Here is a 15923-nt window from a genome sequence, read left to right as displayed (position 1 = left end):
GCCATATACTTTTATCCCGGCAGTCAGACTGCGAGTGATAAGATCCGTAGTCAAAAGGGAAACAGCCCAGATCATCAGCTAAGGTCCCAAAGTGTAAGTTAAGTGGAAAAGGATGTGGGATTTCTAAGACAACTAGGATGTTGGCTTAGAAGCAGCCACTCATTTAAAGAGTGCGTAATAGCTCACTAGTCGAGAGATCCTGCGCCGAAGATGTCCGGGGCTAAAACTTACCACCGAAGCTATGAATGTACCGTAAGGTACGTGGTAGAGGAGCTTCCTGTATGGGCAGAAGTCATACCGTAAGGAGTGGTGGACTGTACAGGAGTGAGTATGCTGGCATAAGTAGCGAGAAATGAGTGAGAATCTCATTGGTCGAAAACCTAAGGTTTCCTGAGGAAGGCTCGTCCGCTCAGGGTTAGTCGGGACCTAAGCCGAGGCCGAAAGGCGTAGGTGATGGACAATCGGTTGATATTCCGATACCACCAATGGCGTTATTAGAGATGGAGTGACACAGAAGGATAGGATGTGCAGACTGTTGGATTAGTCTGTCTAAGCATTTAGGTATTCAGGTAGGCAAATCCGCCTGGATTAGCTGAGGTGCGATGGGGAGCGAAATTTAAGTAGCGAAGTATCTGATTCCACACTGTCAAGAAAAGCTTCTATCGAGGTAATTGGTGCCCGTACCGCAAACCGACACAGGTAGGTGAGGAGAGAATCCTAAGACCAGCGGAAGAATCGTTGTTAAGGAACTCGGCAAATTGACCCCGTAACTTCGGGAGAAGGGGTGCCACAGCAATGTGGCCGCAGAGAATAGTCCCAAGCAACTGTTTAGCAAAAACACAGGTCTCTGCTAAAGCGAAAGCTGATGTATAGGGGCTGACGCCTGCCCGGTGCTGGAAGGTTAAGGGGATTGGTTAGCCGTAAGGCGAAGCCATGAACTTAAGCCCCAGTAAACGGCGGCCGTAACTATAACGGTCCTAAGGTAGCGAAATTCCTTGTCAGGTAAGTTCTGACCCGCACGAATGGCGTAATGACTTGGGAACTGTCTCAACAACGAATCCGGCGAAATTGTATTGCGAGTGAAGATGCTCGCTACCCGCGATTGGACGGAAAGACCCCGTAGAGCTTTACTGTAGCTTAGCATTGAGATTCGGTATTGTCTGTACAGGATAGGTGGGAGACTGGGAAACAGGGTCGTTAGGCCCTGCGGAGTCATCCTTGGGATACCACCCTGACAGTACTGAGTTTCTAACTGGCGGCCATGAATCTGGTCACAGGACATTGTTAGGTGGGCAGTTTGACTGGGGCGGTCGCCTCCTAAAATGTAACGGAGGCGCTCAAAGGTTCCCTCAGAGCGGTTGGAAATCGCTCGAAGAGTGTAAAGGCAGAAGGGAGCCTGACTGCGACACTTACAAGTGGAGCAGGTACGAAAGTAGGACTTAGTGATCCGGTGGTTCCTCGTGGGAGGGCCATCGCTCAACGGATAAAAGCTACCTCGGGGATAACAGGCTGATCTCCCCCAAGAGTCCACATCGACGGGGAGGTTTGGCACCTCGATGTCGGCTCGTCGCATCCTGGGGCTGAAGTAGGTCCCAAGGGTTGGGCTGTTCGCCCATTAAAGCGGCACGCGAGCTGGGTTCAGAACGTCGTGAGACAGTTCGGTCCCTATCCGTCGCGGGCGCAAGAAGTTTGAGAGGAGCTGTCCTTAGTACGAGAGGACCGGGATGGACTAACCTCTGGTGCACCAGTTGTCACGCCAGTGGCACGGCTGGGTAGCTATGTTAGGACGGGATAAACGCTGAAAGCATCTAAGCGTGAAGCCCACCTCAAGATAAGACTTCTCATAGCGTAAGCTAGTAAGACCCCTTGAAGAACACAAGGTTGATAGGTCAGAGGTGTAAGTGTGGTAACATATTTAGCTGACTGATACTAATAGGTCGAGGGCTTGACCAAATATATTTTAATCTGTGCAATTTTGAAAGAACAAAATTCTTTCTACATATTCCGTGGTAGCTCAATGGCGGAGCATTCGGCTGTTAACCGAAGGGTTGGAGGTTCGAGTCCTCTCCACGGAGCCATTTATCTGGTGATGATGGCGAGAAGGTTACACCCGTTCCCATTCCGAACACGATGGTTAAGCTTCTCAGCGCCGATGGTACTGCTCGGGAGACTGAGTGGAAGAGTAGGACGTTGCCAGGTTGAAAACACTAAGTATTTACTTAGTGTTTTTTTGTTATGTATTTGACGAAAAATCTATTTTTTTAATAAAATATAGAGAAATGCAAAAAAATATGCTATTATATGAATATATAACTATAAAATTGATGTACTGTAAAAAAATTGATAAACTATGTAAGATTTAAGAACTAGGGGGATTTATATGTTCTTTAAAAGGAAAAGGCTAGAAGAGCCAGAGCTTGCTTTAACAAATACTTTTGAGAAGACAGTCAGGCCTAAGGGGATAAATAGGCAAGTCTATCAAAACATAGTTGCTAAAAGAGTTTCGAGTGAAGCTGAAGAAGCACTCGAAGTTACAGAAATACTTATTAGGTCTGTCGAAGATATAAATATGGAGATGGAAAAACACAGTGAGCATATTTTAAAAACTGTAGATGTTTCTTCTGAGGTTGGAGCTTTTTCAGAAGAAGTTAATGCTGGTGCTGATGAGACAATGAAGGTCATTGAGGATACTTTAAATAGAGCTAAAATAGGACAAGTATCTGTAAATAACGTTATTTCAAGTATTGAGACAGTACAGAACACAGTTGAAAATATGAAAGGAACAATCATTGAGTTAGCTGAGAAATCTAATAAAATAAAGGTAATATTAGATACTATTAAAGGTATAGCAAAAACCACACATTTACTTTCTTTAAATGCGAATATAGAGGCTGCCCGGGCTGGAGAAGCAGGAAGAGGTTTTGCGGTAGTAGCCGGTGAAGTAAAAAAACTTGCAGAGAATAGTTCAAAGTCTGCAGATGAAATAGATCGCATAGTAACAGAAATAACTGAAGTAACAGAAGATACATTAAATATAATAATGGATGGTACAGAAAAAGTTTTAGAGAGTACTACGATAGCTGAAAATGCTGGACGAGCAATAAATGATATGATGGAATCTGTTGAGAGAACAAAAATAATTTCAAATCAAATAAGCGGCGCGGTAAAGCAGCAAGTAGATAAAAATCAAAACCTAATTTCTGTAATTGATGAAATGGTGCAGGTGTCAGAAAAAGTAAGGGCTTTTAATGAAAATATATCTGTAAATGCTGATAGGCAAAAGGCTGCGTTAAACAATCTTAAACAGACAATTACTAACCTAAATATGTTATCTGAAATAGAAAGATTAGATAAGGATATTCAAAAAACAAGTTTCACAATGGCAGCAGCTGCTCTAAAAGCCCTAGACCCAGCTATGGCAACAGAAATAAACGATTCTAATGTTTTAACAGCTATTAACCTTGGACTAGTACAATTTGGTCCCGGAACTGAGGTAATAAGTGCTATAGCAAAGACTTGGCATATTGAAAGCGACAACTTAACTTGGAACTTTAATTTAAGAAAAAATATGAAATTTCATAATGGCAGAAATATAACAGCAAGAGATGTTAAGTACACCTTTGAAAGGCTATTAAGCAAGAAGTTGGATTCGCCTAATAGATGGTTCTTGTCTATGGTCAGGGGTGCTGAAGAATTTTATAGCGAAAAAACAAATGAAGTTGCAGGTATTATCGTAAATGGCGACTATAATTTAAAAATAGTATTGAAGTATCCGTACAGTTCATTTATCAATAATTTAGCTCATTGCTCATGCTCAATCTTACCTAAAGAAGAATTTAACAATTTACAGTTAAAGCCTGTAGGGGCAGGACCGTATAAGTTTGCAGATTGGGATAAAGCAACTAATGAAATTATTTTAGAGAAATTTGATGGCTTTGATCTTGGTGAAGCACTAGTTAATAGTATAAGGATTATATGTGATATTGAAGATACTTTTGAACAGTTTGAAAAAGGGAATTTGGACTATATAACAGTTAATGCTTCAAATATTGATAGAATAAGAGAAAAAAACTATAAAACGGATTTATCACAGTGTATAGGACTTAGATTTATTGCCTTTAACTATAGAAGTAATAATCCTATAATAAAGAATAAATTTGCTAGACAAGCTATAAACTGCTGTGTAGATAAGGATAGAATAATTAAAGAAGCTTTAGGAGGGTTTGAAATAGTTTCAAAGGGAGTATTCCCGGCAAGTATTTTAAACAATCCAAGCTTAATTACCTACGGAAGAAATTTAAGTAAAGCAAAAGAGCTTATCAGAAAAAGCGGCATTAGCTCAGGTACTCTAACTTTACAGATATCTAGCAATGGAGGAAATACAGGATTTCATTCAAGGTTGGCAGTGGTACTTAAGGAAAACCTAAAGGAAATAGGAATTGAACTAAGAACTATGGAAGTTAATGGAGCAAAGTATTATGATGAGGAATCTTTTAGAAAGAGTGATTTATTTACTTATGGCTGGCTAGGAGATTCAGGAACTGCAGATAACTTTATCGAGCCGCTTATTGATATAAATAATTCGTCAAACAGGAGTAGATATAACAATCCAGAACTAATGAAGCTTATTGATAAAGCTAAGAAAACCAAAAACCCATATAAATATAGGGAATTATTATGCAAACTGGAAAATATAGTAATGGAGGATGCAGCTTGGGTACCATTGTCTAATATTTGTGTCTCATATGCTTATAGAGATTCAGTTAAAGGTTTAAAGGTTCATCCGCTTAATATTATAAATTTTGCAGATATTTGGAAGGAAGAATAGATTAAAAGCCCAGTAGAATAAACTCTGCTGGGCTATTTCTTATCTCTTTTTTATATTTTTGCCATCAGATTGAAGTACAATTGTACTGTCTATATCAGTTCTATATACCGTATATCCTCTTTTCTTAAATTCAGCCAAGGTTTCTTTGTGCGGGTGGCCATAGTCGTTATCTTTCCCAACACTTATTACTACAATTTTAGGAGCAGCTTTATCAAGAAATTCCTTTGAAGAGGAAGTAGTGCTTCCATGATGACCGACCTTAATTACATCTGCTGAAATATCCGAATTTGTATTTAGAATTTCTTTTTCACTTAATTTTTCAGCATCCCCCATAAACAAAAATTTATTGCTTCCATATTTAAGCTTTAAAACCGCAGAGTAGTTGTTTATGTCTTCATAGTTATTGTTATTTGGAGCCAAAAGCACAGCTTCGGTATTTTCTCCAAGGTCTAGTGTTACATCAGCTCTTGCAGCAATTATCTTCTTTCCATTTAAAGCATTAATCATGTTTTCAAAAGTTTTAGTTGAAGCAGTTTTCTTTGGTGCATAAAATTCACTAATAGGAAATTTTTTAATTATATCACTCATAGCTCCTATATGATCCTCATGAGGGTGAGTAGCTATAACGTAATCGAGTTTTTTTACTCCCTGTTTTTGAAGGTATGAGATAACAGTATCGGCATCACCTCTATTTCCTGCATCAATAAGCATATTCTTACCATTAACCTGTATTAAGATGCTGTCAGCTTGACCTACATCTATATAATGAATAAGCATTAGGGATTTATCCTGGGAGTTTATAGGTGTATTAGTGCTTGACTGAGTGCAGCCTGAAAGAGTTAAAATTAATATCAACAATACTAATGTATATTTTAAATAACCTTTAATGAACTTCATAAATACCTCCTATTTAGAGATTCAAACATCTTTATACATACTAACATATATGCTGCGGTGTTGCAATAAAGTATATATGTTAGTATAATGATGTATATTAGAAAGAAATTGTGATTATCTAATACAACATAGATTTAAGGGGGACAACTATGCCATACTTGTGGTTAATTTACGGTATTTATTTTCTTATTAAATTATTTGTGAAGAAGACTAAATTCCAAATCCTAAAAAAGAAGATGACACCTGAAGAAATAGATAAATATGCATATGAGGAGTTATGGAAACTTGCAACTAGCTTAGTAGTGGCAACAGGTTCCACTGTTAAGATAACTGGTGAAGAGAATATTCCTGAAGGAAGCTGTGTTTTTGTTGGCAATCATCAAGGCAATTTTGATGTATTAGTTCTAGCTGGATATATCCATAAGCCTATTGGATTTATAGCTAAGAAGGAACTTGAGAGTTTTCCACTTGTAAGCTATTGGATGAAACAGCAGCATAGTGTTTTTATGGATAGAGAAGATCCTAGAGCTTCAGTGAAGGCTATATTAGAAGGTACAGAAAATTTAAAGAAAGGCTATTGTATGGCTATTTATCCTGAAGGAACAAGAAGCAAGGGGCCAGATATGGGTGAATTCAAGAAGGGCGCTATGAAGCTTGCTTTAAAAGCGGGAGTACCTATAGTTCCAGTAACAATAAACGGAACCTATAAAATGTTTGAATCACAAAATGGTAAAAAGACAAAGCCAGTAGAAGTAGATTTGATAATATCAAAGCCGATAAATACTAAATCCTTAAGCAAAGAAGAGCAGAATAATTTATCGGAGCATGTGAAAGCAATTATACAAAAGAATTTAGATGAATTAAACGGGTAAAATAGAGCCTTCTGCAAAATGATAGTAATGCAGAAGGCTTTTTAGCATTATTTTAGTTTATGTTTAAAACTACAGACTTGGGTCGACTCATAGCTTCTATACTATATCTAATGCCTTGAGTACCCATTCCTGAAGCTTTTACACCAAGGAAAGGGAAATGATCAGGACCTCTTTCTGTTTTGCTATTTATATGAACAGTTCCAACTTCAAGTTTATTTGCAATATAAAAGGCGTCTTTTATACTACTTGTAAACACAGATGCTTGAAGCCCGTATTGCGATGCATTTGAGATTTGAATTGCTTCATTAGTGTTTTTAACTCGGATTACAGGAAGTATTGGGCCAAAAGGCTCTTCCCAAGCAAGCCTCATATCTGTAGTTACATAGTCAAAGAGAGAAGGATACATTAAGTTATTGTTTCTTTTGTTTCCTATTATAAGTTTTGCCCCTTTAGAAATAGCATCATCAATAAGTTCTTGAACAAAATTTGCCGCTTCATTATTGATAAGTGGAGTAATCTGAGCCCCTTCTAGTGGAGATCCGACCTTAAGCTTACTTATTAAGCAATTCATTTCTGCAATAAGCGTGTCAGCGATTTTATCTACAGCGAGGACTCTTTTAACAGCCGTACAACGCTGACCAGAGTAGCTGTAAGCTCCAGCAACAATTTGCTTTGCTGCTTCACCCACATCTGCATCCTCAAGTACTATGGCAGCATCCTTACCACCTAGTTCCATCAACATTGGAACCTTGCCTGCTACTTTTGCAATATGCTTACCTACCTCTGTGCTACCTGTGAAATTGATAAAATTTATATCTTCATGAGAAACAATATAATCGCCTATTTCAGAGCTTTTTCCAGTAACAGTGTTTAAAACACCACTTGGAAGTCCAGCCCTATTAAATATTTCAGCGAGATGTAGAGCACTTAAAGCACCTTGAGTAGGCGGCTTTAGTATTACGCTGTTGCCTGCAATCAAAGCTGGGGCAAGCTTTGAAGCTGAAAGATTGATAGGATAATTAAAAGGAGAAATAGCAAGTACAACACCTATAGGGATTCTATTTACAATGGAAACTCTATCTCTTTTATATCCTGGAAAATTATCAGGAAATATAGTTTCACCTTCCATGTGTTTTCCCTCATCGGCGGTAAAGCGTATAAAATCTGCTGTTCTTCTTATCTCAGAAGCTGAGGACTCTTTATCTTTGGCTATTTCCATTTGAAGAAGCTGAGATAATTCTTCTAAGTTATCTTCTAAAAGCTCAGCTGTCTTATGTAAAATAGACGCTCTTTCATTTATAGGAGTATCTGCCCATAACTTTTGAGACTGTCGTGAATTTTCAATAGTTTTATTCACTTCTTCTTTTTCAAAAGCCTGAACTTTTCCTATACAAGAGTTATCATTTGGAGAATATATATCTATCGTATTGCCGGATTTAGATACAATCCATTCACCATTATACAAATTTTTAAAGGTTTTGTTTTCTTGAATATTGTCAAACATAGGCGGCACCTCTGTAATTAATTTTTGCACTAAAAGAATTATCAGATGAATAACTTTTATGCTATACTGAACATAGTATTAACTAAAGAGAAGCCCATTATCTATAACACATGCTACTTTTTTAGAAGCAGTTCCTGGATGGCTGAGAGTTTATCTTTTAATAAGCTATTTTCTACTTCAAGTTTTTCAATTCTTTTGGTCAGGCTATTATTTTCTTTTTTTAAAATAGTTAGCTTTAATGAAAGTTCCTCAATGATTTTAATTCTATTTTCTTTTAGTGGTTCATACATTTTTTGAAGTGTTAATTGTTTGCTGAACATAAAAGAAGCTTTTTTATAAGTTTTATAGAAAAAATTCTTAATATAAATCAAAATTTCGCTTAGAGTAATTAATAATTTATCCATATAATATCACCTAATAATATAATCGTAATTTTATATAAAAACCTAACAGGATGGTATAAGTATATGAAAAATTTAAATAAATACTATATAAAACAAAAAGAAAATGAATTTAGTAAGCTCGAAGAAAAAAAACTAAAACTTTCCCGGGAAATAGAACAGGAAAAAGAAATATTTAAGACAAATGAAGAAAAGCTTGGAAAACTAGAAATTCAGAATTTACAGCTTAGGGATCAATATAATAGTTTGAAAAAAATAATTATAAATAGAGGAATTGTACTTGATATTGAAAACAATAGGTATGATATTAAGGAATGGGACAATCTTTATCTTGAGAAGAAAGGAAACAAATATGTTGTAGTGCTTAAAGGTGGAATAGTAATCTATAATTTTGAAAGTTATGTTTATGAAATACTAAAAGATTTATTTGAGGAGCAATTAACCAGCAGCTTAGTAGTTATTAGAATTACGCCTAGACTAATCAAGGTGCAATTAAGGTTTAGAGAAAAGGAACAATAGTGTTTAATCTAAACCTTTTTGTTCCAAAGATATTATTTTTCTTTTTTAGAATTAAAATAGGTATCTATTATTTTTTCAGCCATTCTTTTATGAGTGTTAGCTGAATTTACAAGCATCAAAACAATTAGGATAAGGAGCATAGTTTCCTTGTTTTCAGTTTCGGAGGAACTTAGTTTGTTAGATAAAAAATCTAGTTTGTTTGTAAACCAGCTGCAAAATTCATCTGCTTGAAGTTTGTTAATATCCAAATTTTCATTATATATTTTTTCGAGAGAAACCGAGTTATCTTTTAAATTAAGCCCTTCTAAGATTGGAGCTAGTACTAGGCTTATATCATTTATAGACAATACTTGTTTTAGGTTGTATATAAGAGAAAGTAGAACCATCTGCTCCTTACTGTACTTTTTTCCTTTAACAGGGGTTAAAAGCTTAGCTTTAGCATAATTGTTTATCATTGTTTTAGTAAGTATCTTATCGTCCTTATCTCTCTTAAAGTCCTTCAGCTTTTCGTCAAAAAAAGTAGTTACTTGGTCCATATATAAATCTACCCAAGGAATATCAGTAAGTTTTATATCATCGTAGTTTATCGTTTCATTTAGAAGCTTAAAAAGCTCTTCTTTAGTTAAATCCATGATTATCACACTCCGCTTATTTTAAGCTATTAATTTAGCTATGCATGAATAATTATAATATTAAATTATTAAGTTAACAAGTAAACATTCATTAGTATTAGTGCTTATTAGAAATTAATTAAAACATAGGTATTATTAATGCCAGACTAAGGAATATAATATTTATATATAAACAAGCTGTTAATAAGGGGAAAATTATATGAAATTATTTATCAGCCATAAGAGAATATATATATTTATATGTTTTTTTATTTTTATGTTTAACGGCTGCAATATTTTTAATAAAGGGGAGATTAGGATGACAGATATAAGAATGATTAAAAGATTAGAGGAGTTTCCGTCAAATAGCATAATTACACCAGGAATTGAGAATAAAATGCTGAATTATAGTTTTTGGACGTCTAAGCTACATGACGGCAAAGGTCTTGTTATGAATAGTAAAGATATTAAGCAATTTAATGAAGAAACTATAAGAAAAGCTGATACAGTTTATAATCTTCAGCAATATAAAGAGAGTTTAAGTAAAAAAGAGTTATCAGCTTTTATAAAAGAATATAAGTTTACAGATAAAATGAAAGTAGATGATGAAGGCAAACAAATAAAAAAAGATTTCTTAGATTCTCTTATTAAGAACACTAACTTAGAAGGAATTAAAGAAGAAAACAAAATAGAATATGGAATGAGCATAAAAAAGCTCCAAGTTAGAGGATTTCCAACCGAAGCAGGAACTTATGAATCTGCAGATTCAAACTTGGATAGATTTCAAGAGACAAGTTGTGAGCCTTGTGAGGCTGTACTTATCCTTCACAAAAGCAAAGATAAAAAGTGGTATTTTATTCAAACGTATAATTATAGAGGTTGGGTAAAAGCTGAAGGAATAGCAATTGCTAAGGATAAGAAAACTGTATTTGACTATATAAATTCTGAAAATTTTGTTATAGTTACTGGAAATCATGTGACTATAGACAAGAATGTTAAAGAAAATAATAAATATAATGAAGTGTTTAATATGGGAAACAAAATATCTTTAGTAGCTAATGGAGAAGTATTTGATAAATATAACAGACAGTATTATGTTTTGAATTTGCCTTTAAAAACTGAGGAAGGGTATCTAGGGTTTAAGGAATCACTTATAGCTAAAGGAAAAGATATAGTAGAAGGATACCTGCCCTATACTAGAGAAAACATTATAAAACAAGCCTTTAAGCTTCAGGGAGAAAAATATGATTGGGGCAATAAATTTAGCGGAAGAGATTGCTCAAGCTTTATTGCAGATATCTATAAGACCTTTGGAATAATGCTTCCACGAAATGCAGGCGATCAGGAAAGTAGCCACGGTAAGCACTATAAATTTGATGAAACAGAGTCAGTAGAAGAGAGAAACAAGATATTAGATAATTTAAGTCCTGGCGCAGCTATTTTTTCACCAGGACATGTAATGATGTATCTTGGCAAAATAGACGGAGTACACTACATGATACATGATTTTTTAGCATATGGTAAAAAGATAGAAGATAAATATGTTGCTGTACCTGTAGCAGCTGTTGCTGTAACTTCGACTCTTTTAACCGTTTCTTCAGGAGTACCTTATATTCGAAAGTTTTCTTCGGCAGTTCAATTCGAAAATTAATTATAACCCTCAGCTTAAGGATTTTAAGCTGAGGGTTATTTTATATAAACAAATTACCTTCAGAAACAATACACGCATTACCCCCAATTAGTATTTTTGGTTGTTTATTATCTGAAATTTTGGAAAAAATTCTTGAGGGTTTTCCCATAGAGTCGCCCTGACTGAACATGTAAACTTTGCCTAGGTCTTTTATAACATTATTTTTATAAAGATAGTAGGTAAGCGAAGCATTTGAAGTACCAGTAGCGGCTTCTTCATCGATTCCGTATAGAGGAGCGAAGTTCCTACATTTTGCAGTAAACCTATCAGCGTCTAAAGTAAAAGCGTGAACACCAACTACGGATAGTTCCTTTGAAAGCTTAGAAAGTTTCTTATAGTTTGGATTAATTTTAGCTAATGCAGAAGTAGTTTTAATAGGCAGCATTATGTCATATAGCCCTGTTGATATAATCTCAGGTTTTAAACTCATGCTATAATCTCCAACATCAGAGACAGAGATACCAAGTACTGAACATAATTTTTTTATATTAGCTTCGGCTATAAAAGGACCATTCTTTGGTGCATTGGATTCCATAAACAATAAGTCATCCTGTATATGTACTGGCAATATCCCAGCTAGCGTCTCTATTTTATAACTCTGATAATTTTGAACTATACCCTTATGCAATAACACTTTAAAGCTAGCTATTGTAGCATGACCACAAAGTTCAATTTCAGAAGTTGAAGTAAAATATTTAATACCAAAAAGTTCTGGAGAAAGCCTTGTAATAAAGGCAGTTTCAGAAAATCTGAGTTCTGAAGCTAAATTTTGCATTCTAAACGTGTCAAGTTCTTCGCATAAAACTACTCCTGCTGTGTTGCCACAAAAGGGTTTATCAGTAAAAGCATCAACTATGTATAATTCCATAAAATTCTCCTAATCTTTTTATAATCTAACACTTAATAATATTATAAAGCTTTAAAACCTAAATTTAGAATATGTTTAAAAAATTTTACATAAACTAAGAAATGTACAAATATGTTTAGCAATTTATTATAAAGACTTGATTTTTATTTTCATTTATGTTGAAATGATTATGAAGGGAAAAAGGAAAGGATGGTAATTATGAGTAATAATGTGCTAAAGAATCTAAAACCATATGAAGTTTTTAAATATTTTGAGGAGATTACTCAAATTCCAAGGGGCTCTGGGAATGAAAAAGGTATTAGCGATTATTTAGTTGCTTTTGCTAAAGAACATAATTTAGAAGTTATTCAGGATGAAGCTTTAAACGTTATCATAAAAAAGCCTGGAACTGCAGGTTACGAAGGTGCTCCTACAATTGTTCTTCAAGGACATATGGACATGGTAAATGAAAAAAATCAGGGAACAGAACATGATTTTGATAAGGATCCTCTAAAGTTAAGAGTTGAGGGGGATATGCTTTACGCCACTGGTACTACTCTTGGTGCTGACAACGGTATTGCAATGGCTTATGCAATGGCACTTCTAGCATCAAAGGATATCGCACATCCTCCAGTTGAAGCGTTAATGACAACTGATGAGGAAGCAGGCATGAGCGGTGCTATGGCACTTAATCCAGAACATATTAACGGAAGAATATTAATAAACATAGATTCTGAAGAAGAAGGGAAGCTTTTAGTTAGCTGCGCTGGCGGCGTAAGAGTTTCAGTTACTCTTCCAATTAAATGGGAAGATATAAAAGAGGATAAAACACCGATTGTTATTAGATTGAGAGGCTTAAAGGGCGGACACTCAGGAATGGAAATACATAAGGGAAGAGGAAACTCCAACAAGATTATGGGAAGAATCCTTTATGATCTTCAAGATAGAGTAAGCTATAATCTTTGTTCATTAAATGGCGGAGCAAAGAATAATGCTATTCCACGTGAAGCAGATGCTGTGCTACTAGTTAATAAGGAAGATGTAGAAGGCTTAAAAGCAGTGGCATCAAGCTGGAATGAAGTATTAAAGAATGAACTTAAGGCTTCAGATCCTGATGTAAATGTTCAAGTGGAAGTTCTACCTGACAGATATAATAAAATGTTTTCAAAGGAAACAACCAAGAAGGCTGTTCAGCTTCTTTATTTAATTCCAAGCGGAATCCAAACCATGAGCATGGAAATAGCAGGACTTGTACAAAGCTCAACAAACCTTGGAGTTGTTACTACTAGTAAAGATATGATTACCTATGATAGTGCAACAAGAAGCTCTGTTAAAACTTTAAAGGAAGATTTAGTAAATCAATTTAAACTTTTAGCTGAAGTTGTTGGAGTTGAATGTGAAACCCGTGCTGACTACCCAGATTGGCAGTATGATGCGGATTCAAAAATTAGAAGAGTTTTTGAAAGAGTTTATAAGGAAATGACAGGTAATGATCCTGAGATAGTTGCAATTCATGCTGGTGTTGAGTGCGGATTATTTAAAGAAAAGTTTGGGGAAATGGATATGATATCCTTTGGACCAAACCTATATGATGTACACACACCAGATGAACACATCAGTATTTCATCAACTGAAAGAATGTGGAACTATCTTATTGCTGTACTTAAAGAAATTAAATAGTATATTGCCTCGCACCATAGTGTGCGAGGTTTTTAATTATGTAATAATTTTATTAGAATTGTATAATCTAAAATTGAGTATGTAGAAAGAAGGTGTATTTATGAGCAAGGCAATATTTTTAGATAGAGATGGTGTGATAAATGACAATACAAAGAAACATGTAAATAAGCCTAAAGATTTGATAATATATGATGGTGTCGGTGATGCTTTGAAAAAGGCTGTTGAAGCAGGCTATGAATTATTTATTGTTACTAATCAAGGTGGTATTGAAATGGGGCATTTAACTCATGAACAGCTTCAGGACATTCATCATAAAATGGAAGAGGAATTAAGACCTTATTGCAGTTTTAAGGAAATTAAGTATTGCCCTGACTTTAAAAGGGTATCTGAATGTAGAAAACCTAAGCCAGGTATGATTCTTGAGCTTACTGAAAAGTATGATATAAACTTAAAAGACAGCTGGATGATAGGAGATATGGATACAGATGTTGAAGCAGGTATAGCAGCAGGATGCAGAACTGCAAAAATTGGTGTAAAAAACAAGTTAGCGGATGTAAATGGAGCAAATCTTTCAGAAATAATAGATAAAATATTGAAAAATAGTTAAAATAGTTTAAACATGCTTAGCAAAGTAAATAAAATATGGTATAATTTTATAAATATAATATATAACTAAATAATAGGTTCGTCTATTTTATTTTTATGTGAATTAGAGGGGGAATTTTTTCAATGCCAAGTGAGCCGGATAGTATTTTGCTTCAAGTAATCCTAATTTTTATTTTAGTTTTAATTAATGCGTTTTTCGCAGCCAGCGAAATGGCCGTGGTATCTTTAAACAGAACTAAAATAAATTATATGGCTAATGATGGAAACAAGAAAGCAAAATTACTAGTCAAGTTGTTGGAGGAGCCAAGTAAATTTTTAGCAACCATACAGGTTGGTATAACCTTGGCAGGTTTTTTAGCTAGTGCATCTGCTGCTGTAAGCATATCAGAACACTTAGCTAAGAGAATAGGAGGTTTTGATATTCCATTTATAACATCTGCTAGTGATGAGATTTCATTGGTAGTTGTAACTATTTTATTATCTTTTATAACTCTTGTTTTAGGAGAACTTCTTCCTAAGAGAGTGGCAATGCAAAGTGCCGAAGCAATAGCCCTGTTTGCAGTAAGGCCAATTATTTTCATATCTAAAATAACGTTGCCTTTTGTAAAGGTGCTTACAGCATCAACTAATTTCTTTGCCAAAATTTTCAACGTTCAATCTGAAAAAAATGAAGAAGAAGTTACTGAAGAAGAGATTAGAATGATGATTGATGTAGGAGAGGAAAATGGAGTACTTAATGAAACTGAAAAAGAAATGATTGATGGAATTTTCGAATTTGACAATACGTTAGCTAAGGAAATAATGACTCCAAGAACGAATGTATTTACAGTGGATATAGACACTCCTATTCAAGGACTTATTGATGAGGTTTTGGAAGAACAGTATTCAAGAATACCTGTTTATGAGCATGAAACAGATAATATTATTGGGATACTATTTATGAAGGATATATTTACTGTTTTAAGGAAACAAAAAAGCGAAGATATATGTATTAGAGAACTTTTAAGACCAGCATATTTTGTTCCTGAGACTAAAAATATTGATATATTGTTTAGAGAATTACAAAAAAGCAAAAATCATATGGCGATATTAATAGATGAATATGGCGGATTCTCAGGAATAGTTACCATAGAAGATTTAATAGAAGAAGTAATGGGTAATATCTTTGACGAATATGATGAGGATTATGAGTCGAGTGAATACATCCAAAAGATTGATAATACTACCTATATTGTTAATGGAATGGTTGGAATTGGGGAGATAAATCAAACTTTAAACGTTGAATTGACTTCTGAGCACTGCGATACAATCGGAGGATTAGTTATAGATCTTTTAGGAAGTATACCAAGAGAAAATGAAGAAAATATAGTAGAATATGAAAATCTTATTTTTAAGGTTGAGAAAGTAAATGAGAAGCGTATTGAATTAGTTAAAATATGTTTACAATAAAGGAAGCTAATGAGCTTCC

General features: G+C 34.7%; 12 protein-coding genes, 1 tRNA gene and 2 rRNA genes (1 of these 15 cut by a window edge). 10 read left to right on the top strand and 5 right to left on the bottom strand.

Annotated elements, in window-relative coordinates:
• From NBE98_RS20330 to NBE98_RS20315, 4 genes are all read left to right on the top strand, one after another.
• Nucleotides 1-1953: ribosomal RNA gene (locus NBE98_RS20330) — 23S ribosomal RNA — on the top strand (it extends 954 nt beyond the left edge of the window).
• A 50-nt stretch (nt 1954-2003) separates the two neighbouring features.
• Nucleotides 2004-2078: transfer RNA gene (locus NBE98_RS20325), tRNA-Asn, on the top strand.
• 4 nt (nt 2079-2082) lie between these two features.
• Nucleotides 2083-2199 (top strand): 5S ribosomal RNA (gene rrf, locus NBE98_RS20320).
• 181 nt (nt 2200-2380) lie between these two features.
• A complete protein-coding gene (locus NBE98_RS20315) occupies nt 2381-4828 on the top strand; it encodes an ABC transporter substrate-binding protein (RefSeq protein WP_250816835.1) in 2448 nt (815 codons plus the stop codon).
• 39 nt (nt 4829-4867) lie between these two features.
• Here the strand turns inward: NBE98_RS20315 and NBE98_RS20310 are convergent, their stop codons facing one another.
• Nucleotides 4868-5725: a ComEC/Rec2 family competence protein gene (locus tag NBE98_RS20310; protein ID WP_250816834.1), complete on the bottom strand. Its 858-nt coding sequence runs from the start codon at nt 5723-5725 to the stop codon at nt 4868-4870.
• Between the two features lie 149 nt (nt 5726-5874).
• Between NBE98_RS20310 and NBE98_RS20305 the strand changes: the two genes are divergently transcribed.
• Nucleotides 5875-6597 (top strand): lysophospholipid acyltransferase family protein, encoded by a 723-nt coding sequence (locus NBE98_RS20305; RefSeq protein WP_250816833.1) that lies wholly within the window; start codon nt 5875-5877, stop codon nt 6595-6597.
• 52 nt (nt 6598-6649) lie between these two features.
• On the opposite strand, the gene NBE98_RS20300 is transcribed toward NBE98_RS20305, so the two are convergent.
• The gene (locus NBE98_RS20300) at nt 6650-8101 is read right to left on the bottom strand and encodes an NADP-dependent glyceraldehyde-3-phosphate dehydrogenase (RefSeq protein WP_250816832.1); all 1452 of its coding nucleotides are present in this window, start codon (nt 8099-8101) and stop codon (nt 6650-6652) included.
• Nucleotides 8102-8214: 113 nt separating this feature from the next.
• Nucleotides 8215-8505, bottom strand: coding sequence for a hypothetical protein (locus tag NBE98_RS20295; protein WP_250816831.1), 291 nt, complete (start codon nt 8503-8505; stop codon nt 8215-8217).
• Between the two features lie 63 nt (nt 8506-8568).
• On the opposite strand from NBE98_RS20295, the gene NBE98_RS20290 reads away from it, so the two are divergent.
• Nucleotides 8569-9021 carry a hypothetical protein gene (locus NBE98_RS20290; protein WP_250816830.1) on the top strand — a complete coding sequence of 151 codons (453 nt, stop codon included), beginning with the start codon at nt 8569-8571 and terminating at the stop codon, nt 9019-9021.
• 32 nt (nt 9022-9053) lie between these two features.
• Here the strand turns inward: NBE98_RS20290 and NBE98_RS20285 are convergent, their stop codons facing one another.
• A complete protein-coding gene (locus NBE98_RS20285; protein ID WP_250816829.1) occupies nt 9054-9653 on the bottom strand; it encodes a DUF1836 domain-containing protein in 600 nt (199 codons plus the stop codon).
• A gap of 298 nt (nt 9654-9951) precedes the next feature.
• Here NBE98_RS20285 and NBE98_RS20280 point away from each other — a divergent pair, with 298 nt between their 5' ends.
• Nucleotides 9952-11283 carry an SH3 domain-containing protein gene (locus NBE98_RS20280; protein WP_250816828.1) on the top strand — a complete coding sequence of 444 codons (1332 nt, stop codon included), beginning with the start codon at nt 9952-9954 and terminating at the stop codon, nt 11281-11283.
• Between the two features lie 40 nt (nt 11284-11323).
• Here NBE98_RS20280 and NBE98_RS20275 read toward each other — a convergent pair whose 3' ends face one another.
• Nucleotides 11324-12190, bottom strand: coding sequence for a PhzF family phenazine biosynthesis protein (locus NBE98_RS20275; RefSeq protein WP_250816827.1), 867 nt, complete (start codon nt 12188-12190; stop codon nt 11324-11326).
• A gap of 198 nt (nt 12191-12388) precedes the next feature.
• Between NBE98_RS20275 and NBE98_RS20270 the strand changes: the two genes are divergently transcribed.
• The 3 genes from NBE98_RS20270 to NBE98_RS20260 all read left to right on the top strand — a co-directional run bounded on the left by NBE98_RS20270 (nt 12389) and on the right by NBE98_RS20260 (nt 15904).
• Nucleotides 12389-13849, top strand: coding sequence for an aminoacyl-histidine dipeptidase (locus NBE98_RS20270; protein ID WP_250816826.1), 1461 nt, complete (start codon nt 12389-12391; stop codon nt 13847-13849).
• Nucleotides 13850-13949: 100 nt separating this feature from the next.
• Complete coding sequence (locus tag NBE98_RS20265) at nt 13950-14456, top strand: D-glycero-alpha-D-manno-heptose-1,7-bisphosphate 7-phosphatase (RefSeq protein WP_250816825.1); 507 nt, start codon at nt 13950-13952, stop codon at nt 14454-14456.
• A gap of 122 nt (nt 14457-14578) precedes the next feature.
• Nucleotides 14579-15904 carry a hemolysin family protein gene (locus NBE98_RS20260; protein WP_250816824.1) on the top strand — a complete coding sequence of 442 codons (1326 nt, stop codon included), beginning with the start codon at nt 14579-14581 and terminating at the stop codon, nt 15902-15904.
• Nucleotides 15905-15923: the final 19 nt, after the last annotated feature.

Origin of the sequence: Clostridium swellfunianum (assembly GCF_023656515.1) — a bacterium.
In the GTDB taxonomy this organism is placed as follows: domain Bacteria; phylum Bacillota; class Clostridia; order Clostridiales; family Clostridiaceae; genus Clostridium_AT; species Clostridium_AT swellfunianum.
The sequence above is the reverse complement of the archived record's forward strand: the minus strand, read 5'-3'. Positions and strand labels throughout refer to the sequence as shown.